General features: G+C 74.9%; 22 protein-coding genes and 1 riboswitch. Of the genes, 13 read left to right on the forward strand and 9 right to left on the reverse strand.

Going from position 1 to position 24683, the window contains the following annotated elements:
* Positions 1-32: 32 nt before the first annotated feature.
* The 6 genes from AH6_RS41940 to AH6_RS01130 form a co-directional block, all read right to left on the reverse strand.
* The gene (locus tag AH6_RS41940; RefSeq protein WP_083982091.1) at positions 33-545 is read right to left on the reverse strand and encodes an imine reductase family protein; all 513 of its coding nucleotides are present in this window, start codon (positions 543-545) and stop codon (positions 33-35) included.
* Between the two features lie 39 nt (positions 546-584).
* On the reverse strand, positions 585-923 hold the full coding sequence (locus AH6_RS41945) for an NAD(P)-binding domain-containing protein (protein ID WP_169807780.1): 339 nt from the start codon (positions 921-923) through the stop codon (positions 585-587).
* A gap of 115 nt (positions 924-1038) precedes the next feature.
* The gene (locus AH6_RS01115) at positions 1039-1842 is read right to left on the reverse strand and encodes a thioesterase family protein (RefSeq protein ID WP_067471877.1); all 804 of its coding nucleotides are present in this window, start codon (positions 1840-1842) and stop codon (positions 1039-1041) included.
* A gap of 55 nt (positions 1843-1897) precedes the next feature.
* Positions 1898-3067 carry a glutathione-independent formaldehyde dehydrogenase gene (locus tag AH6_RS01120; protein ID WP_067471879.1) on the reverse strand — a complete coding sequence of 390 codons (1170 nt, stop codon included), beginning with the start codon at positions 3065-3067 and terminating at the stop codon, positions 1898-1900.
* Positions 3064-3705, reverse strand: coding sequence for a YoaK family protein (locus AH6_RS01125; protein WP_067471882.1), 642 nt, complete (start codon positions 3703-3705; stop codon positions 3064-3066). The genes AH6_RS01120 and AH6_RS01125 overlap by 4 nt, the downstream gene beginning before the upstream one ends.
* A gap of 94 nt (positions 3706-3799) precedes the next feature.
* Entirely contained in the window at positions 3800-4795 is a 996-nt protein-coding gene (locus tag AH6_RS01130) for an adenosine deaminase (RefSeq protein ID WP_245679107.1), read from the reverse strand.
* A 107-nt stretch (positions 4796-4902) separates the two neighbouring features.
* On the opposite strand from AH6_RS01130, the gene AH6_RS01135 reads away from it, so the two are divergent.
* Entirely contained in the window at positions 4903-6117 is a 1215-nt protein-coding gene (locus AH6_RS01135) for a sensor histidine kinase (protein ID WP_067471888.1), read from the forward strand.
* On the opposite strand, the gene AH6_RS01140 is transcribed toward AH6_RS01135, so the two are convergent.
* Positions 6084-6620: an NUDIX hydrolase gene (locus AH6_RS01140; RefSeq protein ID WP_067471891.1), complete on the reverse strand. Its 537-nt coding sequence runs from the start codon at positions 6618-6620 to the stop codon at positions 6084-6086. The two genes, AH6_RS01135 and AH6_RS01140, sit on opposite strands and share 34 nt — an antisense overlap.
* Before the next feature lie 78 nt (positions 6621-6698).
* On the opposite strand from AH6_RS01140, the gene clsA reads away from it, so the two are divergent.
* The 9 genes from clsA (at position 6699) to AH6_RS01185 (ending at position 15487) form a co-directional block, all read left to right on the forward strand.
* Entirely contained in the window at positions 6699-7472 is a 774-nt protein-coding gene (gene clsA / locus AH6_RS01145; RefSeq protein ID WP_067471894.1) for a cardiolipin synthase ClsA, read from the forward strand.
* Positions 7469-9967 (forward strand): mannose-1-phosphate guanyltransferase, encoded by a 2499-nt coding sequence (locus tag AH6_RS01150; RefSeq protein ID WP_067471897.1) that lies wholly within the window; start codon positions 7469-7471, stop codon positions 9965-9967. The genes clsA and AH6_RS01150 overlap by 4 nt, the downstream gene beginning before the upstream one ends.
* A gap of 58 nt (positions 9968-10025) precedes the next feature.
* The gene (locus AH6_RS01155; RefSeq protein ID WP_083982093.1) at positions 10026-10970 is read left to right on the forward strand and encodes a DUF881 domain-containing protein; all 945 of its coding nucleotides are present in this window, start codon (positions 10026-10028) and stop codon (positions 10968-10970) included.
* Positions 10971-11004: 34 nt separating this feature from the next.
* Positions 11005-11337, forward strand: a complete 333-nt coding sequence (locus tag AH6_RS01160; RefSeq protein ID WP_067471900.1) for a small basic family protein — start codon at positions 11005-11007, stop codon at positions 11335-11337.
* A complete protein-coding gene (locus AH6_RS01165; protein WP_067471903.1) occupies positions 11334-12131 on the forward strand; it encodes a DUF881 domain-containing protein in 798 nt (265 codons plus the stop codon). The genes AH6_RS01160 and AH6_RS01165 overlap by 4 nt, the downstream gene beginning before the upstream one ends.
* A gap of 317 nt (positions 12132-12448) precedes the next feature.
* The gene (locus AH6_RS01170; RefSeq protein ID WP_067471906.1) at positions 12449-12997 is read left to right on the forward strand and encodes an FHA domain-containing protein; all 549 of its coding nucleotides are present in this window, start codon (positions 12449-12451) and stop codon (positions 12995-12997) included.
* A gap of 86 nt (positions 12998-13083) precedes the next feature.
* On the forward strand, positions 13084-13968 hold the full coding sequence (ftsR, locus tag AH6_RS01175) for a transcriptional regulator FtsR (RefSeq protein WP_218005669.1): 885 nt from the start codon (positions 13084-13086) through the stop codon (positions 13966-13968).
* 141 nt (positions 13969-14109) lie between these two features.
* Positions 14110-14580, forward strand: a complete 471-nt coding sequence (locus tag AH6_RS01180; RefSeq protein ID WP_067471909.1) for a bifunctional nuclease family protein — start codon at positions 14110-14112, stop codon at positions 14578-14580.
* A gap of 298 nt (positions 14581-14878) precedes the next feature.
* The gene (locus tag AH6_RS01185) at positions 14879-15487 is read left to right on the forward strand and encodes a MerR family transcriptional regulator (protein ID WP_067471912.1); all 609 of its coding nucleotides are present in this window, start codon (positions 14879-14881) and stop codon (positions 15485-15487) included.
* A 76-nt stretch (positions 15488-15563) separates the two neighbouring features.
* On the opposite strand, the gene AH6_RS01190 is transcribed toward AH6_RS01185, so the two are convergent.
* A complete protein-coding gene (locus AH6_RS01190; protein ID WP_245679108.1) occupies positions 15564-18050 on the reverse strand; it encodes a lysylphosphatidylglycerol synthase transmembrane domain-containing protein in 2487 nt (828 codons plus the stop codon).
* 234 nt (positions 18051-18284) lie between these two features.
* Positions 18285-18379, forward strand: a riboswitch (glycine riboswitch).
* 180 nt (positions 18380-18559) lie between these two features.
* On the opposite strand from AH6_RS01190, the gene gcvP reads away from it, so the two are divergent.
* On the forward strand, positions 18560-21439 hold the full coding sequence (gene gcvP, locus AH6_RS01195; RefSeq protein WP_067471915.1) for an aminomethyl-transferring glycine dehydrogenase: 2880 nt from the start codon (positions 18560-18562) through the stop codon (positions 21437-21439).
* On the opposite strand, the gene AH6_RS01200 is transcribed toward gcvP, so the two are convergent.
* Entirely contained in the window at positions 21382-22392 is a 1011-nt protein-coding gene (locus AH6_RS01200) for an AraC family transcriptional regulator (protein WP_067471919.1), read from the reverse strand. The two genes, gcvP and AH6_RS01200, sit on opposite strands and share 58 nt — an antisense overlap.
* A 138-nt stretch (positions 22393-22530) precedes the next feature.
* Between AH6_RS01200 and AH6_RS01205 the strand changes: the two genes are divergently transcribed.
* Entirely contained in the window at positions 22531-23436 is a 906-nt protein-coding gene (locus tag AH6_RS01205) for an NADP-dependent oxidoreductase (protein WP_067471923.1), read from the forward strand.
* Positions 23437-23531: 95 nt separating this feature from the next.
* Positions 23532-24683, forward strand: a 1152-nt coding sequence (locus AH6_RS01210; RefSeq protein WP_067471925.1) for a tetratricopeptide repeat protein, incomplete at its 3' end; no start/stop codon positions are given.

Here is a 24683-nt window from a genome sequence, read left to right on the forward strand (position 1 = left end):
GCAACCCGGGCGGGTGGGATAAGGGCGCGCCGTCACCCCTTCCGGAAGTGCTCGACCAGGCGCGAGTAGTTGTCGTCGGCGTGCCCGTCCGCCAGTGCACGGGACACCAATGCCTCGGTGTAGCCGGGCAGGCCGGTGTCGATGCCGCGCGCCCGGCTCTCCCTCAGCAGGTCGTCGATCGACGGCAGGTGGTGCCGGAGCGCGCCGAACGGCGTCGCGTACTCACCCCGGTCCACGTCCCCGGCCAGCGACGGCAGGAACGACAGCAGCGCGGAGAAGGACGCGTCGGCCTGCTCCAGGAAACGCGTCACCTCGATGCCCTCGTCCGACAGCAGCGCCGCCGCGTGCAGGAACCCGTTGAGCAGCCCCCACATGGTGTCGTGCACGGCCATCCCGTACAGGACCGGCGCTCCGGCGTCGGCCCCCACCAGGACGGTGCGCCCGCCCAGCAGCTCCAGCGCCGGACGGGAACGGGCGTAGGCGGTCTCGGAGCCGCCGAAGAACACCACCGCGTCCGGATGCCCGATGCCGGGGGCGATCGTCATGATCTGCCCGTGCAGGTGGTCGGCCCCCTGCTCGACGGTTCATTCGGCCACCGCCCGGACCTCGGCGGACGTGCCGTCGCTCAGGTTGACCACGGTGCGTCCGGCGAGCAGGTCGGCGGCCGGTTCCAGCAGCCGCCGGACGGTGTCGTCGCCCTTGACGCTCACGACCACGAGCCGCGCCGCCTCCACGGCGTCACGGACCGACTCCGCGCGCCGCGCGCCCTTGGCGACCAGGGCGTCGGCCTTCTCCGGAGTGCGGTTCCACACCCGCGTCGGATGCCCGCCGTCCAGGAACGCGCCCGCGAGCGCGGAACCCATCTCGCCCAGCCCGAGCACGGCCACGGTGTCTTGGGAAACGGTGTCTTGGGAAACGGTCATGGGGACTCCCCGGATAGGCCGCGACCCGGAAACCGGGCCGCGGCGCGTCATCGGACGGGAGTCACGCTAGGAACTCAACTAAGGTTGAGGTCAACTGCCGCGGCATCGGGGACGGTCAGCGCGGGCGGTAGGCCAGCTGGCGGGACATCGCCACCAGGTCGCCCTTGGCGTCCCACAGGTAGGCGTCCTCCTCGACCAGGCCTCCGGCGAGCTGGCGGCTTTCGATGCGGGTCCGGATCCAGCCGGGCGCGGGTTCGGCCCGTAGGTGGACCGTCAGTTCCAGCGTCGGCACGTGCGTCGGGCCGAGCAGTTCCCCCAGCGCGGGCGGGAAGGCGTCGGCGAACAGGGGGAGCGCCGCCAGGTCCGGTTCGCGGCCGTCGGCGAAGCGGATCCATCCGTCGATCGCCGCCTCGCCGGGGCCCTCGCCGCCCACCCAGCGGGACGACGCCGGGACGCGGTAGTCGTAGCGCCGCGCGATCGTCGCTCCCATCAGCTCGGCCAGCCCGGGGTCCGGCGCGGCGCACGCGTCGGGGTCCGGGAGGGGCGGCGGCTCCACGGCCAGTTCGGCGGCCCCGTCCAGCGTCGCGGGGTCGCCGTACATGGCCAGCACCCGGACGCGCTCCTTGCCCTCCTGGGACAGCGCCGCGCTCACGGTGCTGGTGACGCGGCCCCGCTTGACCGGCTCGACCTCGATCTCGGCGGGCCCGACGACGCCGGGGCGCAGGAAGTGCGCGGTCGCCGTCAGCGGTCGTTGCCCCTCGGCGGCCTCCCCGGCGGCGGCCAGCGCCACCGCGAACAGGTAGCCGCCGTTGGGCGCGCCCCCGATCGTGGACCAGCCCTCGCGGATCTCCGCCGTGCGGAGGCCGTCCGCCGTGCGGGCGACCGCGGTGTCGGCGTCGAACCGGTGTGTGTCGGCCATGGACCGTCCTCTCGTGCGATACGAGGACTTCCTATCTGATGGCCGGTCAGGAAGATCACGCGGGGCGCAGCACCGCCTTGACGACGCCGTCCGCGCGCCGGTCGAAGGCGTCGTACAGGCCGGGCGCGTCGGCCAGCGGGGCGTGGTCGGTCACCACGAAGCCCGGCCGCGCCCGCCCCGAGATGATCAGGTCCCGCAGCGGCACCGTGTAGCGCCGGTCGTGGGTGCGGCCGAACCCCATCCGCACGCCCTTGCTGAACAGCGTCGCCCACGGCACCGTCAGCGACCCGTCCGCGTGCCCGCCCTCGGTGGCGGGGTGCAGGTCCTTGTCGGCGTACACGCCCGCGATCCCCAGGCGACCGGTCGGGTTCACGAGTTCCGCCAGGTCGCTGATCACCTGGCGCGGGTTCTCGCGGGAGGTGTCGGCGCGGTCGCGGGCCTGGAACCCCACCGCGTCGATGCCGACCTGCACCCCGTCGAGGCCCTTCTCGCCGCTGGGGGGCCGCCGCCGCGACTTGACGGCGTCCACCGGGTCCTCCTTGCGCAGGTCGATCGGTATCGCGCCGATCTCCTCGGCCTTGGCGAGCCGCTCGGGCACCAGGTCGATCACGTACACCTCGGCCGCGCCGCGCAGCAGCGCGCTGTAGGCCGCCAGCAGCCCGATCGTGCCCGCGCCGAACACCGCGACGGTGTCGGCGGCCCGCACCTGCGCCAGCTCGGTCGCGTGCCAGCCGGTCACGAACGCGTCGGCGAGCATGAGGAAGTCGTCCTCCCGGTCGTCGCCCGCCTCGCCCGGCAGCGGGATGCAGTTGGCGTCCGCGTACGGCACCCGCAGCAGTTCCGCCTGCGCGCCCCGGTAGGTCCCCATCCCCGCATACCCGTACGCCGCGCCGAACCCGCCCGACCGCACCCGCATGCACGCCGCCGAATAGCCCCGCGCGCAGTTCACGCAGACCCCGCAGTACAGGTGCGTCGGGATCACCACACGGTCGCCCGGCTTCACCGTCTCCACGCCCCGGCCGACCTCGGCCACCACGCCGACCGGCTCGTGGCCCAGCACCATGCCCGGCTCGGCCCCGGTGCGCCCGTCGTACATGTGCAGGTCGGTGCCGCAGATCGCGCTGGAGGTGACGCGCACGACCACGTCGGTCGGCTCCTCCAGCGCGGCGTCGGGCACGTCCCGCACCGCGACCCGCCGCACGTCCTCGTAGATGACGGCTTTCACGTCCTGGCTCCCTTCGTCGCAGGCAGCGCGGCCAGCACGACGGCGACCGCGATCCACGGGGCCGCCGCCGCGTCCCAGCGCAGCGCCAGCGCGGCCGTCACCGCGCCCCCCGCCATGGCGAGCACGACGCCGAAGCGCCGCGCGGCGCTCGCGTCGGGGCGCGTCAGCTCGCTGACCTGCCCCAGGAACGCGGCGAGGGTGCCCGTCACGTAGGTGGCGGAGACGCCGGAGACGCCGACGCGGTTCACCACGCCGCCCTGCAGGCCCATCGCCGCGCCCGCGACCGCGATCACCGCGAGCCTGGGCGCGTGCGCGTCCCACAGCAGCGCGAACGCCGCCAGCAGCGCCAGCTCGGCGCCCAGCGCCGCGCGGGTGCGCCGCCCCCAGCCCGGCCGTGGCCCGGCGAGCGCGTGACCGGCGACGGTCCCGGCGGCGAACCCCGCCAGCGCCGTCGCCGAGCGCAGGGTGTCGGCGCCCAGCCCGCGCCCCGCCGACACCCCCAGCAGCACGACGTTGCCGGTCATGTTGGCGGTGAACACCCGGTCCAGGCCCAGGACGCTCAGCCCGTCGACGGTCCCGGCCGTGAACGCCAGCGCCGCCAGCAGCAGCCCGGACGGGACGACCGGCGCCTTCGGCATCTCCCACCCCCGTTACCGCAGCGGGCATACCCGGCGGTCCCGGACGCAAGGTCACGAAGGCGCGCGCATTGCGTAAAGGGTCAGCGCATAAGGGTCAGGCGAAGCGGTGCGCCTCGACGGCCTTCAGGTGGGCCTCGCGCTCCCGCTCGGGCAGGAACGAGGCGCGGAAGGAGTTGGCCGCCAGCCGCCGCAGCTCCTCCTCGCCCAGCCCCAGTTCCTCGCGCAGGCCCCGGAAGTTGTCGTCCACGTAGCCGCCGAAGTAGGACGGGTCGTCGGAGTTGACCGTCACCAGCAGCCCCGCCTCCAGCATCCGGGGGAGCGGGTGCTCGGCCAGCGTCTTCACGCAGCGCAGCCGCACGTTGGAGAACGGGCACACCGTCAGCGGCACCTGCTCGCGCGCCAGCCGCTCGACCAGCGCCGGGTCCTCCATGCTGCGGATGCCGTGGTCGACGCGCTCCACGCCCAGCACGTCCAGCGCCTCCCACACGTACTCCGGCGGCCCCTCCTCGCCCGCGTGCGCGACCAGGCGCAGCCCGGCCTCCCGCGCCAGGTCGTACACCTCGCGGAACTTCGCGGGCGGGTGGCCCACCTCGGCCGAGTCCAGGCCCACCGCCGTGATCAACGAGCCGAACCACGGGCGGGCGGCCTCGAAGGTCGCGCGCGCCGACTCCACCGGCTCGTCGCGCAGGAAGCACATGATCAGCCGGGTGGTGATGCCGTGCCGCTCGGGCGCGGCGGCCAGGGCGCGCCCCAGGCCGTCCAGGACGGTGGCCAGCTCGACGCCGCGCGCGGTGTGCGCCTGCGGGTCGAAGAAGATCTCGGCGTGCCGGACGCCCTGCGCGGCCGCCCGCGCGAGGTAGGCGTCGGCCAGGTCGGCGAAGTCCTGCTCGGTGCGCAGCACCGCCATCAGCGCGTAGTACAGGTCCAGGAACGACTGGAGGTCCTCGAACGCGTAGGCGGCGCGCAGCTCCTCGGCGTTCGCGTAGGGCAGCTCGACGCCGTTGCGCCCGGCCAGCGCGAGGGTCAGCTCGGGCTCCAGGGTGCCCTCGATGTGCAGGTGGAGTTCCGCCTTGGGAACCGGGTTCGTCACTGTGGCCTCCAAGCCGGACACGGATCGTCCCATGGTATGGGCGGTTTGTGGAGTTGCGTGCGCGGTGTCCTGATGCGTGCGCCCGGCCGGTGGGGGAGGATGGGCGGGTGCTGAAGCGATCATGGGCGGGCGACGCCGCGCTGGCCGCCGCCCTGCTGGCCGGGGCACTGGCGCTGGCCGCCTCGTGGACGATGGTGCGCCCCCTGGACGCGCGCGGCGCGGCGCTGCTGGTCGGCGTCTACGCGCCGCTCGCGCTGCGCCGCCGCCTGCCCGGCCCGGTCCTGGCCGTCACCCTGCTGAGCGCCCTGTGCTTCCACGTCTACCAGTACCAGCACCACGCGGCGGTGCCCGGCGAGCTGGTCGCGCTGTTCACCTACGCCGTGCTGGGGCGGCGCGCCCGCACCGTCCTGGTCGGGATCATGACGGCGCTGGCCGCCGCCGCCGTGGGCTGCGCGGTCTACCTGGGCGGCCGTCCCGCCATCGAGCAGGTCGCGATGATGGAGGCGGTCGTCGCCGCCGTCCTGGTCGCGCAGCTCTGGCGCGCCCACCGCGCCCGCGTCGCCGCCGCTCTGGACCGCGCCGAGCGCGCCGAACGCGACCGCGCCGAGCATGCCCGCCAGGAGGCCCGCCGCCTGGTGGTGGAGGAGCGCCTGCGCATCGCCCGCGACCTGCACGACCTGCTCGCCCACAGCATCACCGTCATCGGCGTGCAGGCCGGGGCCGCCGCCCACGCGGTCGGCGGCGACCGCCCGCTGGACCGCGCGGAGCTGGCCGGAACCCTCAACACCATCGCCGCCACTTGCCGCGACGCCCGCCAGGAGTTGCGCGCCACCCTGCAACTGCTGCGCAGCGCCGACGCGCAGGACGCCCCGCTCACCCCGCCGCCCGGCCTGGCGGGCCTGTCCGACCTGGCCGCCGCCGCCCGCGCGGCGGGCCTGCGGGTCGCCCTGACCGACGACCTGGACGGCGCGCGGCCCGCGCCCGAGGTGGGCGTGGTGGCGTACCGCATCGTGCAGGAGGCGCTCACCAACGTCCTCAAGCACGCCGGGGCCGCCCACGCCGAGATCCGCCTGACCCGCGACGGCGGCGACCTCACCGTCACCGTGGCCGATGACGGCCGCGGTCCCATCGGAAGCGCCACAGGGGGCTTCGGCGTCCTCGGCATGACCGAACGGGCCCGCAGCGTCGGCGGGACCGTGCACGCCGCCCCCGGCCCGGACGGCGGGTTCACCGTCACCGCCGTCCTGCCGCTGGAACCGGACGGCCCGCCGGTCGGCTCAGACGCCCCTCAGGCCGTCCCGTCGCCCCGCGAGAGCAGGTAGAGCAGCCCCGCCAGCGTGGACCCCGAACCGATCTCGCCCCGCGCGGCCAGCTCCGGGACCCGCTCCAGCGCCACCCACTCCACGCGCTCGGCCTCCGTCAGGTCGGTCGGCTCGCCGACCCGCTCGGCCCCCTCGGCGCGGAAGATGTGATGAACGCCATCATGGACGCCCGGCGACGGCCGCACGGCCAGCAGCGGTGACAGCGGCCCGGCCCGGTACCCCGTCTCCTCCAGCAGCTCGCGCGCCGCCGCCTCCGCCGGGTCCTCGCCGTCCTCGACCCGCCCGCCGGGCATCTCCCAGCCCCACCGGTCGGTGATGAAACGGTGCCGCCACAGCAGCAGCGCGCGGCCCGCGCCGTCCAGCGCGATCACCCCGGCCGCCGGCCGCACCCGCAGCAGATGGTGGTCGAAGCGGCGCCCGTCGGGCAGTTCCACGTCGGCGAGCCGCAGGTCCATCCAGGGGCTGGCGTAGAGCGACCGCTCGCCGTGCAGGGTCCATCGCATGACCGGACGCTATCGGGGGCTTTCCGAACCTTGACGGTAGGGTCAGGATCATTGGGGGACAGGGAGGCGAGCACGTCGGTGAGTGCTGAGATCGACAAGGCGCCGGAGTCGGCGACCGCCCGCGTCTGGACGGTGCCGAACCTGCTGAGCTTCGCGCGGCTGCTGGGCGTGCCGCTGTTCCTGTGGCTGGTCCTGGCCGAACACGACGGCTGGGCGCTCGGCGTCCTGGTGTTCGCCGGGCTGTCGGACTGGCTGGACGGCAAGCTGGCGCGCGCGCTGAACCAGACCAGCCGCCTGGGGGTGGTGCTGGACCCGGCGGCCGACCGGCTCTACATCCTGGCCACGCTGGTCGGCCTGGCGGCCCGCGACATCATCCCGGTCTGGCTGGTGGTGCTGCTGGTGGGCCGGGAGGTCGCGATCACGCCGATCGTGCCGATCATGCGGCGGCTGGGCTACCAGGGCACGCTGCCGGTGCACTTCATCGGCAAGGCCGCCACCATGTGCCTGCTCTACTCCTTCCCGCTGCTGCTGATCGGCGACCACGACGGGGCCGCGGCCACCGGCGCCAAGGTCGTCGGGTGGTCGTTCGCGATCTGGGGCACCGCCCTGTACTGGTGGGCGGCGCTCCTGTACTGGGAGCAGACCCGGCGGCTGGTCCTGGCCGAACGCGCCGAGCGCGCGGCCCCGGACCCCGATCCCGATCCCGATCCCGAGCCCCTGCCCGCGACCGACCCCGCACCCGATCCGGAACCTGACCCCGCATCTGATCCCGTTGCAGGCCCGGACCCCCGTCCGGGCCCCGGTCCCGACCCCGGGACCGGTGACCAGAAGGGAGCGCAGACCCCCCGATGAAGGCCGTCGTGATGGCGGGAGGCGAGGGGACGCGGCTGCGTCCGATGACCGCCAACCAGCCCAAGCCCCTGCTCCCCCTGATCAACCGGCCGATCATGGAACACGTGCTGCGGCTGCTCAAGCGGCACGGCCTGGACGAGACCGTGGTCACCGTCCAGTTCCTGGCGGCGCTGATCCGCAACTACTTCGGCGACGGCGAGGAGCTCGGCATGTCGCTGAGCTACGCCACCGAGGAGGTGCCCCTGGGCACCGCCGGCAGCGTCAAGAACGCCGCCGACGCGCTGCGCGACGACCGCTTCCTGGTGATCTCCGGGGACGCGCTCACCGACATCGACCTGACCGACATGGTGCGCTTCCACGAGGAGAACGGCGCGCTGGTCACCATCGGGCTCAAGCGGGTGCCCAACCCGCTGGAGTTCGGGATCATCATCGTGGACGAGCAGGGGCGCGTCCAGCGCTTCCTGGAGAAGCCCACCTGGGGCCAGGTGTTCTCCGACACCGTCAACACCGGCATCTACGTCATGGAGCCCGAGGTCCTGGACCACGTGGCGGCCGGCGAGTCGGTGGACTGGTCGGCCGACGTGTTCCCCAAGCTGCTGGCCGAGGGCGCGCCGCTGTACGGGTACGTCGCCGACTGCTACTGGGAGGACGTCGGCACCCACGAGTCCTACCTGAAGGCCCAGGCCGACATGTTGTCGGGCCTGGTGGACGTGGAGATGGACGGCTTCGAGGTCTCCCCGGGCGTGTGGATCGCCGAGGGCGCCGAGGTGGACGCCGAGGCCGTGCTGAAGGGCCCGCTCTACGTCGGCGACTACGCCAAGGTGGAGGCCGGGGTCGAGCTGCGCGAGTTCACCGTGCTCGGCAGCAACGTGGTGGTCAAGGAGGGCGCCTTCCTGCACCGCGCGGTGGTGCACGACAACGTTTTCGTGGCCCCCTCCACCAACCTGCGCGGCTGCGTCGTCGGCAAGAACACCGATGTCATGGCCGGGGCGCGGGTGGAGGAGGGCGCGGTCGTCGGCGACGAGTGCGTCATCGAGGCCGAGGCGTACGTCTCCAGCGGCGTCAAGGTCTACCCGTTCAAGACCATCGAGGCGGGCGCGGTCGTCAACACCAGCGTCATCTGGGAGTCGCGCGGCCAGCGCAACCTGTTCGGGCCGCGCGGGGTGTCCGGCCTGGTCAACGTGGAGATCACCCCGGAGCTGGCGGTGCGGCTGGCCAGCGCCTACGCCACCACCCTCAAGAAGGGCTGCACGGTGATCACCGGGCGGGACGCCTCCCGCGCCGCCCGCACCCTCAAACGCGCGGTGATCAGCGCGCTGACCGCCAGCGCCATCAACGTGCGCGACCTGGAGGCCACCTCGCTGCCGGTGGCGCGCTTCCAGACCGGCCGCGAGGACTGCGCGGGCGGCATCTACATCCGCACCACGCTCGGCGACCCGCAGGGCGTGGACATCGTGTTCCTGGACGAGGGCGGCGCCGACCTGTCGCCGGGCGCGCAGCGCAAGCTGGAGCGCGTCTTCGGCCGCCAGGAGTACCGGCGCGCCTTCCCCGGCGAGATCGCCGAGCTGACCTACCCCGCGCGGATCGTGGAGACCTACACCCGCGACCTGCTGGACCGGGTCGACATCAGCGGCGTCCGCGAGGCCGGGCTGAAGATCGTGCTGGACAGCGCGGGCGGCACCGCCGCGCTGGTGCTGCCGATGCTGCTCGGCCGCGTCGGCGTCGAGGTGCTGACCCGCAACAACGCCCTGGACGAGGCCAATCCCACCGAGACCCTCGCCGAGCGGATGCGCGACCTGCAACGGCTCGGCGAGCTGGTGTCGTCCTCGCGCGCGGCCTTCGGCGTGCGCTTCGACCCCGTCGGCGAGCGCATCTCGCTGGTCGACGAGAACGGCGAGCTGATCAGCGACGACCGGGCGCTGCTGGTGATGCTGGACCTGGTGGCCGCCGAGCGCGGCGGCGGCCGGGTCGCGCTGCCGGTCACCACCACCCGCGTCGCCGAGCAGGTCTGCCGCTTCCACGGCGTGGAGGTGGAGTGGACCTCCACCGCCCAGGACGTGCTGACCAAGGCCGCCGCCCGGCCCGGGGTGATCTTCGCCGGGGACGGCCGGGGCGGGTTCCTGATGCCGGAGTTCACCACCACCGTGGACGGCATCGCCGCGTTCGTGCGGCTGGTCGGCCTGGTCGCGCGCACCCGGCTCACGCTGTCGCAGATCGACCGGCGCATCCCCGAGGCGCACCTGCTGCGCCGCTCGGTGCCGACGCCGTGGGCCGCCAAGGGCGGGGTGATGCGCACCGTCGTGGAGGCCGCCGGGAACCGCACCCTCGACACCACCGACGGCGTGCGGGTCGTGGAGGACGACGGCCGCTGGGTGCTGGTGCTGCCCGACCCCGCCGAACCCGTCACCCACCTGTGGGCCGAGGGCCCCGACGCCGACACCGCGCAGGCCCTGCTGGCGGAGTGGGCCGCCGTCGTCGAGCGCGCGGGCACCTGATCGCCCGACCGGTACGGCCTGACCAGCACGATTTGGCGGGCCTTGCCATGATGGGGCCGTGATCGCGCGACGACGGCCCCCCGAGCCGGGGCCCGCACCGGACCGGCCGCCCGGCTGGCGCCCCGACGCGTCCATGTCGCTGCTGGCCGACCTGTTCGCGGGGAGGCTCCTCGACCCCGGCTACGCCGAGGCCGCCGCCCGCCGCGCCGCCGCCGGGACGCCCGCGCGCCCGTCCCGGCTGCGCGGCACCGGCGTGCTGGCGGTGCTGGTCCTGGCCGGGATCCTGGTCGCGGCGGCGGGCGCCGAGGTGCGGCGCAGCGAGCCGGTCGCCGCCGAGCAGCGCTCGCGCCTCATCGGGGAGATCCGCACTCGCACCACCGAGAGCGACGCCCTGGAGCGCCGCGTGCAGGACCTGCGCGCCGACACCGAGCGGCTGCGCGCGGCGGCGCTGGCGCGCAGCAACGAGGGCGAGCAGGCCCGCCGCGAGCTGGCCGCCGAGGCCGCCGCCGTGGCCGCCGCCCCCGCCGCCGGGCCGGGCCTGGTGGTGACCCTGGACGACGCCCCGCGCGAGCCCGGCGACGACGCCCGCGCCGGGGCCCGCGCCGACGAGGGCCGGGTCTATGATCAGGACCTCCAGGTCCTGGTGAACGGGCTGTGGGCGGCCGGGGCCACCGCCATCGCGATCAACGGCCTGCGGCTCACGCCCACCACGGCGGTGCGCACCGCCGGGGAGGCGATCCTGGTGGACTACCGGCCGCTGACCTCGCCCTACACGGTCACCGCGCTCGGCGACCCGGACCGGCTGGCCGACGCCTTCTCCGGGTCGGCCGCCGACCGGCGGCTGGGCGCGCTGAAGGACCGCTTCGGGATGCGCTACGACCGGCGGCGGACCGGGGAGGCGCGGCTGCCCGCCGCCGGGTCGCCCCGGCTGCGGCACGCCCGCCCGGCGCGCACCGCGCCGCCGCCCGACGGGCCGCCGGCGCAGCAGGGACGCAGACGGTGAGCCGGGGGACGGCCGGGGAAGGGGAGGACCGACGGTGATCGCGTTGATCGGCCTGGTGGTCGGCGTCGTGCTGGGGCTGCTGCTGGAGCCCACCGTGCCGCTGTGGCTCCAGCCGTACCTGCCGATCGCCATCGTGGCCGCGCTGGACGCGATGTTCGGCGGCGTGCGCGCCCGGCTGGAGGGGGTGTTCGACGAGAAGGTGTTCGTCGTCTCGTTCCTCAGCAACACGATCATCGCCGCGCTGATCGTCTTCCTGGGCGACCAGCTCGGCGTCGGCTCCCAGCTGTCCACCGGCGTGGTGGTGGTCCTCGGCATCCGCATCTTCTCCAACGCGGCGGCCATCCGGCGGAAGTTGTTCGGCGCGTGAGCGCGCGCGAGGAACCGGCCGCGCCCCCGGACGCCGCCCCGGAGACCACTCCGGAAACCGCCGAGGAGACCGCCCCCGCCGCCCCCGGCACGGCCGAGGACGCCCCTGAGAAGGCCGCTGGCGCGTCCGGGCTGCTCGACCTGCTGCGCCCCCGCACCACCTGGGGACAGCTCGTCGGCGGCCTGCTGTGCCTGCTGGTGGGGTTCGCCGTGGTCGCGCAGGTCAAGTCCACCCAGCGCGACACCACCTTCGCCACCGCCCGCCAGGACGAGCTGGTCGGCATCCTGTCGGACCTGTCCCAGCGCTCGGAGCGGCTGCGCGGCGACCTGCGCGACCTGGAGGGCACCAAGGCGGGCCTGGAGCGCGACGTGCAGGGCGAGACGGCCCTGGAGGAGGCCCGCGAGCGCGCCACCACCTACGGGCTGCTGGCCGGGACCCTGCCCGCCGAGGGCCCCGGCGTCGAGATCCAGATCAGCGACCCGCGCCGCGCGGTGCGCTCGGTCAACCTGCTGGACACCCTCCAGGAGCTGCGCGACGCCGGCGCCGAGGTGATCCAGGTCAACGACCTGCGCGCCGGGACCGGCACCTACTTCCTGGACGCCCCCGGGGGCGTGACCGCCGACGGCCGGGCGCTCGCCCCGCCCTACCGGTTCCTGGCCATCGGCGACCCGCACACCATGACCACCGCCCTCAACATCCCCGGCGGCGTGGTGCGCACCCTGCACGACGCGGGCGCCGGGATCGTGATCACCCCGCGTTCGCGGATCACCGTGGACACGGTACGGTCGAGGTGAGGGGATCGACCGGCGCCGCCGGGGAGCAGCGCGGGACGCCGAACGGGGCGGCCGCGCCCGTTCCGCGCGGCGGCGTAGACCTGCGATCATTGTCGAAGGTAGCGTGGGGCCGACGACCGGCTCCCCGCCGCTGGTTGACCCCTCGGGCACTACCCGCGTAAGTTGCGGCGACCGTCGTGTTGACAAGGCGGGAACCGGACCGTGGCCGGGGGGCGGGTACCCCGGCGTGGGTTGGTAGAAGGATGCGCGTGGCGCAGGCGGCCGTCCGTACGGGCGGGCGCGGGCGGCACGCCGATCGTAGGAGGCCGAGCCGATCGATGCCGAGCGTCTACTGCACGCAGTGCGGTCACGCCAACCCGGATGATGCCCGCTTCTGCTCCAACTGCGGCTCTCCGCTGACGCGCAACGCCGCCGCCTCGCCCCAGCAGCCCCCCTACAAGGAGTCGCCGGGCGAGTCCACCTCCACCATCTCCATCGGGGGCTTCGAGGCCCTCGACGGCGACCAGGCGGCGGAGACCGGCGAGCTGGGCGCCGACCAGGTCGCGGTGGAGGCGCTGCCGCCGGGCACCGCGCTGCTGGTGGTCAAGCGGGGACCCAACGCGGGCAGCCGCTTCCTGCTCGACAAGGACCGCACCTCCGCGGGCCGCCACCCCGAGAGCGACATCTTCCTGGACGACGTCACCGTCTCCCGCCGGCACGCCGAGTTCGCCCGCCAGGGCGGCACCTTCTCGGTGCGCGACGTGGGCAGCCTGAACGGCACCTACGTGAACCGGCAGCGGATCGACCAGGCGGGCCTGTCGGGCGGCGACGAGGTCCAGATCGGCAAGTTCCGGCTGGTCTTCCTCACCAACCCGCAGCACGGCTGACGGCCCGGCGGCCCGCCGGCCGGGCGCCGGCGGGCGCGCCGGCCGGGGGCCCGCACCGACGACGACGCGGCGACGAGGGAGGGATCGTGACCGCACAGCCGGCCCGCGCCCTGATGACCATCGGGGACGTGCTGGGGCTGCTGCGCGCCGACTTCCCGGACGTCACCATCTCCAAGATCCGCTTCCTGGAGGCGGAGGGGCTGGTCACGCCGCAGCGCAGCCCCTCGGGGTACCGCAAGTTCGCCGACGCCGACGTCGACCGGCTGCGGTTCGTCCTGACCGCCCAGCGCGACCACTACCTGCCGCTGCGGGTGATCCGCCAGCACCTGCAGGCCGCCGACCGGGGCGAGCCCGTCCCGCCGCTCGGCGCCCGCCGCCCCGACGGCGCGCAGCACGGCCGTCCCGGCGGCCCCGCGGGCGCGCCCGGCGGCGTGGGGAATCTCACCGCCGGCCGCCCCGGCGGCACCACCCATGGCGCGTCCCACACGGCCCACTCAGCCCACCCGGCGCCCGGCGCCCACGCCGCGGGCGACGCGGAGGCCCTGCCGCGCGTCCCCGCCCCCCGCACGCTGGTGGCGGCCGACAGCGCCGCGCCGGGCTCGGCCGTCCGCCTCACCCGCCGCCAGCTCGCCGACGGCGCGGGCATCGACGAGGGCCTGCTGGCGCAGCTGGAGGACTACGGCCTCATCGCGCGCACCGGCGGCCACTACGACGGCGAGGCGCTCACCATCGCCCGCACCGTCGCCGCCCTCGGCGAGTTCGGCTTCGAGGCCCGGCACCTGCGGGCCGTCAAGGCCGCCGCCGACCGGCAGGTGGGCCTGATCGAGCAGGTGGTCGCCCCGCAGCTGCGCCGGCGCAGCCCCGGCGCCCACCAGGAGGCCGCCGACACCGCCGGCCGCATCGCCGACCTCGCGGTCCGGCTGCACGCGGCGCTGGTCGCGGCGGGCCTGCGGGAAAGCCTGGACCCCTGACCGGGAAGGGCCCGCGGGCATTTGCCGGGCCGTCGGCGGACCGCGCCCCGCGACTCGGGGTGTACGTTGGCTACAGGGTTCGGTCAGGAGTCGATCCGGGCACGTGGTGATCGAGACGTCGAGGACCAGCAGGGAGCCGCAGTGAAGCAGATGGAGGTCGTCGGCGTCCGGGTCGAGATGCCCTCCAATCAGCCGATCGTCCTGTTGAAGGAGATCGACGGCGATCGTTACCTGCCCATCTGGATCGGGGCGGTCGAAGCGACCGCGATCGCCTTCGCCCAGCAGGGGGTGCTGCCCGCGCGGCCGCTCACCCACGACCTGTTCCGCGACGTGCTGGACGCCCTCGGCGTGCAGCTGCGCACCGTGAACATCACCGCGCTGCGCGACGGCATCTTCTTCGCCGACCTGGTGTTCTCCAACGGCGTGGAGGTGAGCGCCCGCCCGTCGGACTCGATCGCGCTGGCGCTGCGCACCGGCGCGACGATCTTCGCGGGCGAGGACGTGCTGGAGGAGGCGGGGGTCGCCATCCCCGACGAGCAGGAGGACGAGGTGGAGAAGTTCCGCGAGTTCCTCGACACCATCACCCCCGAGGACTTCGGCCGCGCGGGCTGACCGGCCGCCCTTGCTCGACCCGTATGTCGGCTTTGCAGGGTTATGTCGTGCTGTGCGGGCTCGTGCATTGCCCGTGATCAGGCCGTTTCCCGCGGGTGGCGGGCGGGGTAGGAGTTCAGTGCGAGCGAAGGTGCGCAGTTTGCCCATGTGAAGCCGGTTCGTTCGGGCATGCGACGCGCCGACGACGAACGTTGACCACACCCTGACCGGCACCTACCGTGCTGGTGGAACACCCGTGGTGTAATTCGTCAAACCCCCTTGACGGAACACCGCGGGCTGATAGAAGCCGGAGGTCCGCGTGGCGGTGAGCAGCGGCGAGGGCAAGGCGACCCCCGACAGGCACGTGGCGTCCCAGCACGCGGGCGAGCAGGGCCTGCTCTTCGACACCGAGGTGTCGGCGCCGGCCGAGGACGTCGGCTACCGGGGGCCCACGGCGTGCGCCGCGGCGGGGATCACCTACCGCCAGCTCGACTACTGGGCGCGCACCGGGCTGGTGACCCCCAGCGTCCGCGCCGCGCACGGCTCGGGCAGCCAGCGGCTGTACAGCTTCCGCGACATCCTGGTGCTGAAGGTCGTCAAGCGGCTGCTGGACACCGGCGTCTCGCTCCAGCAGATCCGCACCGCCGTCACCCACCTCCAGGACCGCGGCGTCCGCGACCTCGCCCGCATCACCCTGATGAGCGACGGCGTGAGCGTCTACGAGTGCACCTCCGCCGACGAGGTCGTGGACCTGCTCCAGGGCGGCCAGGGCGTGTTCGGCATCGCGCTGGGCCGCGTCTGGCAGGAGGTCGAGGGCAGCCTGGCGGAGCTGCCCGGCGAGCGCACCGCCACCGATGAGGCCGTGGACCCTACCGTGCACCCCCACGACGAACTGGCCCACCGCCGCCGCACCCGTAGGACGGGCTGAACCGCGCCCTTTTCCGGCCCGGCCCCGTCCCGCCCGGCGCGCCCCTGACCGGCCCGCGAACGTCCCTGGACGGCCCTCAGATGGCCTCCTTGCGCTGGAGATAGGCGAAGGCGGCCCAGCCCGGCAGCACCGGCAGCCAGAACGTCAGCAGCCGGAACAGCAGCACCGCCGAGGCGGCGGTGTCGGCCGGCAGCCCCGAGATCGTCAGCGCCAGCGTCAGCGACGCCTCCACCGCGCCCAGGCCGCCGGGGGTGGGCGCGGCCGAGCCGACCGCGTTGGCGGTCAGGAACACCACCACCACCGCCGTCCAGGGCAGCTCGCCGCCGAACGCGCGGATCGAGGCGTCCAGGCACACCACGAAGCCCACGGTGAGCAGCAGCGTGCCGCCCATCCCGGTGATCATCTTGCGGGGCGTCTGGAGCACGTCCACCAGCCGCGGCAGCACGCCGGAGAACATGCTGCGCAGCCGCGCGGTGACGGTGCGCCGCACCCGGGGGACCGCCAGCGCGACCGCGGCGGCCACCGCCAGCGACAGCAGCACGATGACGACCGTGCGCGAGGGCGCGAGGTCCTTGGTGGCGTTGGAGGCCGAGCCGGTGAGGAACCCGAACAGGATCAGCAGCAGGATGTGGGTGACCATGCCCATCAGCTGGGAGGCGCCGACACTGGCCACCGCCGGGCCCGGCCGCACCCCCGAGCGCTGGAGGTAGCGGGTGTTCAGCGCCACGCCGGTCACCGCCGCCGGGGCCACCAGCTTCACGAACGAGGCCGCGAGCTGCACCAGGACGGTGCGCCACAGCGGCAGCCGCTCGGGCACGAAGCCCAGCAACATCCACGCCGCCGCCAGGAACGTCAGCGCGGCGGCGGCGAGCCCCACCACCGCCCACCACCACTTGGCGGTCGCCACCAGGTGGACGATGTCGACGCTGCTGAACTGCGGGATGACGATGTAGGCGGCGATCGTGAGGGCCACGATCGACACGATCGTGCGGGGCCGGAAGCGCTCCAGCCGGATCGGCGGGGCCTCCGACTCCGGCTCCAGCCGCACGATCTGCTCGCGGATGCGGGTCAGCAGGTCCTTGTCGTGCTTGACCGCGCCCCGGGTGCCGCGCGACAGCGCCACCCGTTGCAGCAGCGGCACCACCGGGGCCAGCGCCGCCTCGCCCAGCACGTCGGCGGCGGTGCGCACCGCCCGCTCGGGGCCGACCCGCAGCGCCAGCGTGGTCAGCAGCTGCGCCAGGTCCAGCCGCAGCACCAGGTCACCGGCGGCGATCTCCCCGGCGCGCAGGTCCACCAGGTGGGCGCGGGCGCCGGGCGTGCCGGGGGCGGCGACCAGGATGGCCTCGCCCTCCAGCCGCCGGTGCGCGATGCGGGCCGCCTGGAGGCGGCGCGACTGCCGCCAGATGTCGGTGAGCAGCGCGTCGGTGATCTCCTCGTCGGCGACCTGGGACAGCAGCCGCCCCGGCACGTGCTCGTAGGCCAGCAGCGCCGCCTCGGTGCCGACCTCGGCGGTGGCCACCAGCCGGGGCGTGCGGGCGCCCGCCGCCGTCACCGCGTAGGAGGCCAGCGACTCCTGCTCCAGCGACCGGCGGAGCGACCGCACCGCCCGCCAGGGGGCGCGGCCGCGCAATCGCACCAGCCGCCACATCCGGTAGACCAGCCCGGCGGTCATCAGGTCGCGGTCCAGGACCTTGACCTGGAGCTGCCAGTCGCCGCGCGGCAGCGCGAGGCCGGAGCCGTCGGTGGGGGAGGCGCCCTCCCCGCCGGTGGTGGCGACGTCGTAGCGGCGCGGCTCGTCGGCGGCGTCGGGCAGCCGCGCGGCGTGCGAGGGCCGCAGCCCGAGCCGTCCCAGCGCCGCCATGACCGCGCTGCCGGGCGGGCGCGGGTTGGGCGTGCCGACCGCGTACAGGGTGCCGTGGCCGATGGCGCGGCCCAGGAAGTAGGTGGCGGCCAGCGCCGCGACCGAGGCGTAGGCGGCGGTGAGGCCGGTCAGCGCGGCCAGCCCGATCATGGTCCAGGTGGCGGCCTGCCAGCGGGTGCGGCCCGCCATGCCGACGGCGGTGACGAACGCGATCACCGGGGTGATGTCGGTGTGCACCGGGGCGGTGTCGCTGCCGCCCCAGATCAGCGAGTCCAGCACGCCGCCCGGCGCGGCGGGCAGCTCCCAGCCGTCCAGCAGCACGGTGATCGCGAACGCGATGGTGGCCGCCAGCAGCGCGATCGCCACCCGCATGCCGTCCTTGTGGACCAGGCGCTCCACCGAGAACGCCACCGGCACCGCCAGCACCCCGAAGCTGGAGGCGAGGGTCGCCAGCGTCAGCAGGAAGTGCGGGGCGTGCGCGGTGGTCTCGGCGATGTCGGTGTTCAGGCCGTGGGTGGTCTGCTGGGCGATGGTCACCAGCAGCAGCACCGCGCCGAGCCCGGCGACCGAGGTCGCGAAGCGGATCGCGTCGACCGGGCGGCGGATGCGCTCGGGCCGGGCGGGCTCGTCCACCGTGGCGTGCGGGACCGCCGGTTCGGCGCGGTCCCGGGGCGTCACCGGCTCGTCGTGGGTCTGGGTCACGTTGTACCGCCGTCTGGACAGGGCTGCGCGATCAGCGTCCCAGAACGGGCCGCGCCGCGTCGAGGCCGCTCGCCGACCGAGCCGCACCCGTGCCCCACCCTTTGGCCCCCTCGCCCTCACGCTCCGGCCCGCCGGCCTTCCCCCGGGCCGGTGAACTGTGGTTATGGTACTTGCCGGGCCCCGGAGAACGATCGAGGGGCGCCGCATTGGATAGAGTTCGGGGAGAAACGCCGTCGACCCTGGGCGGGAGAGATCCCGCGCAGCCAGCGTGGGACGCCGAAGGGGCAACCTCCCCGGAACCTCTCAGGCAAAAGGACCGCTCGGGTGAGGCACCTCTGGAAAGCAGCCGCGCGCGCCCCGAGGGGCGGACCGGCTCACCGAAGGGGAAACCCCGCACCGCCGCGGGTGAAGCTCTCAGGTGCCGATGACAGAGGGGGAGACCGGCCAACGGCCCGCCAAGGGGCCGATGGTGGCCCTGAGCGACCGCAGCAGCCCAGGAGGCTCTCCCCATGACCGCCCAGTTCTTCGCCCCCGTGGCGGCGCCGCAGCACGCCCGGACGACGTTCGCCGACCGGCACGTCGGGCCGTCGGCCGACGACCAGGCCCGCATGCTGGCCGCGATCGGCTACTCCGGGGCCGAGGCCCTGATCGACGACGCGGTGCCCGCCACGATCCGCACCGGGCGCCCGCTGGAGCTGCCGCCCGCCCTCAGCGAGACCGCCGCGCTGGCGCGGCTGCGCGAGCTGGCCGACAAGAACAGCGTGTACACCTCCATGATCGGGCTGGGCTACTTCGGCACGATCACCCCGGGCGTGGTGCTGCGCAACGTGCTGGAGAACCCGGGCTGGTACACCGCCTACACCCCCTACCAGCCGGAGATCTCGCAGGGCCGCCTGGAGGCGCTGCTGAACTTCCAGACCGTGGTGGCCGACCTGACCGGCCTGCCGGTCGCCAACGCCTCCATGCTCGACGAGGGCACCGCCGCCGCCGAGGCGATGACGCTGGCGCACCGCGTGTCGCGCCGCAAGGAGCCCGGCACCTTCCTGGTGGACGCCGACGCGCTCCCGCAGACCGTCGACGTCGTGCGCACCCGCGCCGTCCCGCTGGGCATCGAGGTCGTGGTCGCCGACCTGTCCGGCGGGCTGCCCGAGGGCGACTTCTTCGGCGTACTGCTCCAGTACCCCGGTGCCTCCGGCGCGGTCCGCGACCTGGCCCCGGTCGCCGAGCAGGCCCACGAGCGCGGCGCGCAGGTCGTGGTCGCCGCCGACCTGCTGGCGCTGACGCTGCTGCGGCCGCCCGGCGAGTCCGGCGCCGACATCGTCGTCGGCTCCTCCCAGCGCTTCGGCGTCCCCTACGGCTTCGGCGGCCCGCACGCCGGGTACATGGCCGTCGGCGAGGGCATCCAGCGCCAGCTGCCCGGCCGCCTGGTCGGCGTGTCGGTGGACGCCGACGGCGCGACCGCCTACCGGCTGGCCCTCCAGACCCGCGAGCAGCACATCCGCCGCGAGAAGGCCACCAGCAACATCTGCACCGCCCAGGTGCTGCTGGCCGTGATGGCCAGCATGTACGCGGTCTACCACGGCCCCGAGGGCCTGGCCGCGATCGCCCAGCGCACCCACGCGCGCGCCGCCGAGCTGGCCGCGGGCCTGCGCGCCGGGGGCGTGGAGGTCGTGCACGGCTCGTTCTTCGACACCGTGCTGGCCCGGGTGCCCGGCCGCGCCGCCGAGGTCGTCGAGGCCGCCCGCGAGCGCGGGATCAACCTGCGCCCGGACGGGGCCGACCGCGTCGCGATCGCCTGCGACGAGACCACGCTGCCCGAGCACGTCGCCGCCGTGCTGGCCGCCTTCGGCGTCGAGGACGCCGCGCCGGGCGGCGTCGGCGACGCCTTCCCCGAGTCGTTGCGCCGCGAGAGCCCCTACCTGAGCCACCCGGTGTTCCACCAGCACCGCTCCGAGACCGCCATGTTGCGGTACCTGCGCAGGCTCCAGGACAAGGACATCGCGCTGGACCGCTCGATGATCCCGCTCGGCTCCTGCACCATGAAGCTGAACGCGACCACCGAGATGGAGCCCATCACCTGGCCGGAGTTCGCCGAAATCCACCCGTTCGCGCCGATCGAGCAGGCGCAGGGGTACGTGGAGCTGATCGGCGAGCTGGAGTCGGCGCTCGCCGAGATCACCGGCTACGCCCGGGTGTCGGTGCAGCCGAACGCCGGGTCGCAGGGCGAGCTGGCCGGGCTGCTGGCGATCCGCGGCTACCACGCCTCGCGGGGCGAGGAGCACCGCAACGTGTGCCTGATCCCGTCGTCGGCGCACGGCACCAACGCCGCGAGCGCGGTGATGGCCGGGATGAAGGTCGTGGTCGTCAAGTGCGACGAGGCGGGCAACGTCGACCTCCCCGACCTGCACGCCAAGATCGACAAGCACGGCGCCGCGCTGTCGGCGATCATGGTGACCTACCCGTCCACGCACGGGGTGTTCGAGGAGACCATCACCGAGGTCTGCGAGGCCGTGCACGCCGCGGGCGGCCAGGTCTACGTGGACGGCGCGAACCTCAACGCGCTGGTCGGGCTGGCCCGGCCCGGCGAGTTCGGCTCCGACGTCTCCCACCTGAACCTGCACAAGACCTTCTGCATCCCGCACGGCGGCGGCGGCCCCGGCGTCGGCCCGGTCGGGGTGCGCGAGCACCTGGCGCCGTTCCTGCCGAGCCACCCGCTGCGCGCGGAGGCCGGTCCGCAGGACACGGGCGTCGGCCCGATCTCGGCCGCGCCGTGGGGCTCGGCGGGCATCCTGCCGATCTCGTGGGCCTACATCGCGATGATGGGTCCCGACGGCCTGCGCGCCGCCACCGAGGGCGCGATCATCGGCGCGAACTACCTGGCCGCCCGGCTGGCCCCGCACTACCCGATCCTCTACACCGGCCGCAACGGGCTGGTGGCGCACGAGTGCATCGCCGACCTCCGCAAGATCACCAAGGAGACCGGCATCACCGCCGAGGACGTGGCCAAGCGGCTGATCGACTACGGCTTCCACGCGCCCACCCTGTCGTTCCCGGTGGCGGGAACCCTGATGATCGAGCCCACCGAGAGCGAGGACCTGGCCGAGCTGGACCGCTTCGTGGCCGCGATGGTGGAGATCCGCCGGGAGATCCAGCGCGTCGCCGACGGCGGGTACGACCGCGAGGACAACCCGCTGAAGAACGCCCCGCACACCGCGGCGGCGCTGCTGACCGACGACTGGAAGCGCCCCTACACCCGCGAGGAGGCCGCCTACCCGCTGCCCGCGCTGCGGGAGGGCAAGTACTGGCCGCCGGTGCGCCGCATCGACCAGGCCTACGGCGACCGCAACCTGGTGTGCTCCTGCCCGCCGCCGGAGGCGTTCGAGGACTGAGCGGCGGGGGACCGGGCGGCCGGGACCTCGCCCCGCTGCTCCCGCCGGTAGCGTCCGGGCGCGGTCCCGTACTCGCGCTTGAACGCGGCGGCGAAGGCGAACTCCGACCCGTAACCGACCCGCTCGGCCACCCGGCCGAGCGGGTCGTCGCCTTCCCGGAGCATCCGCGCCGCCGTCGCCATCCGCCACCAGGTCAGGTAGGCCAGCGGCGGGCGGCCCACCAGCGCGGTGAACCGGCGCGCGAACGCCGCGCGCGACATCTGGGCCAGCGCGCCCAGCTCGGTGATCGTCCAGGCGCGGCCGGGGGCGCGGTGCAGGGCGTCCAGCGCGGCGGTGATCCGGGGGTCGGCCAGCGCCGCCGCCCAGCCCGCCTGCGGGGCGTGCGCGGTGGCGTCGGTGAACCAGGCGCGCAGCACGTACAGCAGCAGCGTGTCCAGCAGCGCGGGCACCACCGCGTCGACGCCGGGCCGCGGGTCGGTCAGCTCGCCGCCGAGCAGCTCCACCGCGGCGCGGATCTCGCTCTGCCGCCCGACCTGCGCGGGCAGGTGCACGACCTCCGGCAGGCTCGCCAGCAGCGGGTGCGCGCGGCGCGGGTCGAGCTGGTAGGCCCCGCAGAGCGTCACGGCGGTCGGCGTGCCGGGGCCGTCGGCGGGTGCGGCGTACCGCGCGCCGCCGTCCGACGGGCCGCAGTCCTCGGCGGTCAGGGGAGTGGCGGGGTGGTCCACCAGGGCGTGCGCCGCGCCGCGCGGGAAGAACACCACGTCGCCGACGCTCAGCGCGATCGGCGCGCCGTTCTCGGGCAGCAGCCAGCACGAGCCGCGCAGCACCACCTGGAAGCCCGCCGCGCCCGGGACGGCCCGGAACCGCTGGCCCCACGGCGCGTGCCAGGCCACCCGCGCCGACCGCGGCTCACCGGTGCGCATCACCGCGATCACGTCACTGAGCACGTCCATTCCCCGGACCCTAACGGGGCGGGCGGGCCGGTGAGACGCGCACGCAGAAAACCGAGACGGTCACGCATGGTGAAGCCGCCGGCCGGGGCGGAGACTGGAGGCGGTCAACAGATCTACTTTGTAAAGGACGTGGCCGTGATGCGAGCAGCCCTGGTGAACGAGTTCGGCGGTCCGTCCGCCATCGAGTACGGCACGGCACCGCGTCCCGTGCCCGGCCCGGGGGAGGTGCTGATCCGCGTCGCGGGGACGTCCTTCAACCCCTCCGACATCGGGCTGCGGTCGGGTCTGCTGCGCGAGGTGCTGCCCGTCGAGCCGCCGTTCGTCATCGGGGCCGACGTCTCGGGGACGGTCGAGACGGTGGGCGAGGGGGCGACCGGGTTCGTGCCCGGCGACCGGGTGATCGGGCGGCTGGACCGAGGCGGGGCGGCGGCCGAGTACGCCGTCGCCGCCGCGGCGGATCTGGCCGCCGCGCCCGTGTCGGTGCCGCTGGCCGAGGCGGCGGCGATCCCGGTCGCCGGGCTGACCGCCTGGCAGGCGCTGTTCGAGCATGGCCGCGTGGAGGCGGGCATGCGCGTGCTGGTGAACGGCGCGGGCGGGGGAGTGGGGATGTTCGCCGTCCAGCTGGCCCGGCACGCCGGGGCGCGGGTCGTCGCGACGGCGAGCCCGCGCAGCGCGCGGGCGGTACGGAACTATGGCGCGGACGAGATCGTGGACTACACGCGCGCCCCGCTGTCGGAGGCGGGCCCGGTCGACCTGGTCCTGCACCTGGTGCCGGGGGACGCGTCCGGTCCGCTCGAGCTGGTGCGTCCCGGCGGCAGGCTGGTGTCGATCACCGGGCCGGTCGCGGTACCGCCGGGGAGCCCGGTGGAGACCGCGCACTTCGTCGCCCGCAACGACGCCGCCCAGCTCGCGGAGCTGGTCGCGCTGGTGGACGCCGGGGCCGTCCGGGTCGAGGCTGCGGTGCGGCCGCTGGCCGAGGCGGCGGCGGTGCATCGTGAGGCGGAGGCGGGCCGGGTGCGCGGCAAGGTGGTGCTGGCGCCGTAGACGATCTTGGGCGGCGGGGCGCGGTGTGTCGGCGCGGGACGGGGCGGGGCCGGATCGCTAGGCTCGGGGCGAACCCCGAACCCCCAGAGGGCAGCATGAGCGACACGCCTGACCCGGCCCCGGCCGACGACCCGTCCCAGTTGTGCGAGCAGGCCCGGCTGCTGGCCGAACACGGCGAGCCGGGCCGCGCCGCCGCCCTGTTCGGGCGGGTGCTCGCGCTCGGCGACACCCCCTACCGGGCGCGGGCCGCGCTCGGACTGGCCGTCGTCCTGGACGACGCCGGCGAGGTGGACCGGGCCCGCGAGGCCGACCGGATCGCCATCGCCACCCGCGACCCCGAGTACGGCCCGCGCGCGGCCTACCACCTGGCCCTCACCCACGAGCGCGTCGGGGAGGACGACCGGGCCGCGCCCGCCTGGCGCGAGGTCGTGGACTTCGGCAACGCCGCCTACCTGCCCCCGGCGCACCTGGCGCTGGCCCGCATCGCCGACGACGCGGGCGACTTCGAGGCCGCCCGCGAGCACTGGGAGCAGGTGGTGGCCACCGGCGACGCCGAGTACGGGCCGCCCGCCGCCCACGACCTCGCGCAACGCCTGCTGGAGCGCGGCGAGCCCGCCCGCGCCCTGCGCGTGCTGACCGCCGGGCTGCGCCTGATCGACCGGGACGGCGCTCCCTACGCCTACGCGCGGCTGGCGGTCGCGCTCGGCATCGCCTACCTCGACCAGGCGATCGGCGCGTTCGGCGCGGCGCTCGGCGAGCCGGGCGAGCCCGCCGACGCCGAGGTCGGCCCGCTGGCCACCGAGCTGCTCGCCCGCACCCTGCCGCTGCGGGGGAGGGGCGCCGAGGCGCACGAGGTGTGGCGGCGCGGGCTGGCCGACCCGGGCGTCGCCGGGCAGGTCCGGGCGCGGCTGCGGCGCGACTTCGGCGGCGACGAGGACGACCCCGCCGACCTGTGGTGGGAGCCGGTGCTGGAGCAGGCCGCCGCCGACGGCACGCTGCCCGCCCTGACCGGCGAGGCGTTCGGCGCGCTGGACCACATGTACGCGCTGCTGGCGGTCCGCTACGCCGACGGCCCCGGCGACCTGGGGCCCGCCGAGGCCCACGAGGTGCTCGGGCAGGCCGTGCGGGTGCCCAGCGACTACGCCTGGGGCCCGCTGCTGCACGAGAGCTTCGCCGAGCGGCTGCGCCTGGCCATGGGCACCCCGGCAGTATTTCCTGAAGCCCCGGCCCAGGGGGGCTCGCCTGGC

This window comes from Actinomadura hibisca NBRC 15177 (assembly GCF_001552635.1).
GTDB lineage: Bacteria > Actinomycetota > Actinomycetes > Streptosporangiales > Streptosporangiaceae > Spirillospora > Spirillospora hibisca.

Coding starts and splice junctions, on each gene's coding strand:
- AH6_RS41940 (WP_083982091.1), bottom strand. CDS start 545: ATGACGATCGCCCCCGGCATCGGGCATCCGGACGCGGTGGTGTTCTTC.
- AH6_RS41945 (WP_169807780.1), bottom strand. CDS start 923: ATGACCGTTTCCCAAGACACCGTTTCCCAAGACACCGTGGCCGTGCTC.
- AH6_RS01115 (WP_067471877.1), bottom strand. CDS start 1,842: ATGGCCGACACACACCGGTTCGACGCCGACACCGCGGTCGCCCGCACG.
- AH6_RS01125 (WP_067471882.1), bottom strand. CDS start 3,705: ATGCCGAAGGCGCCGGTCGTCCCGTCCGGGCTGCTGCTGGCGGCGCTG.
- AH6_RS01140 (WP_067471891.1), bottom strand. CDS start 6,620: ATGCGATGGACCCTGCACGGCGAGCGGTCGCTCTACGCCAGCCCCTGG.
- AH6_RS01150 (WP_067471897.1), top strand. CDS start 7,469: ATGAAGGCCGTCGTGATGGCGGGAGGCGAGGGGACGCGGCTGCGTCCG.
- AH6_RS01170 (WP_067471906.1), top strand. CDS start 12,449: ATGCCGAGCGTCTACTGCACGCAGTGCGGTCACGCCAACCCGGATGAT.
- gcvP (WP_067471915.1), top strand. CDS start 18,560: ATGACCGCCCAGTTCTTCGCCCCCGTGGCGGCGCCGCAGCACGCCCGG.
- AH6_RS01200 (WP_067471919.1), bottom strand. CDS start 22,392: ATGGACGTGCTCAGTGACGTGATCGCGGTGATGCGCACCGGTGAGCCG.
- AH6_RS01205 (WP_067471923.1), top strand. CDS start 22,531: ATGCGAGCAGCCCTGGTGAACGAGTTCGGCGGTCCGTCCGCCATCGAG.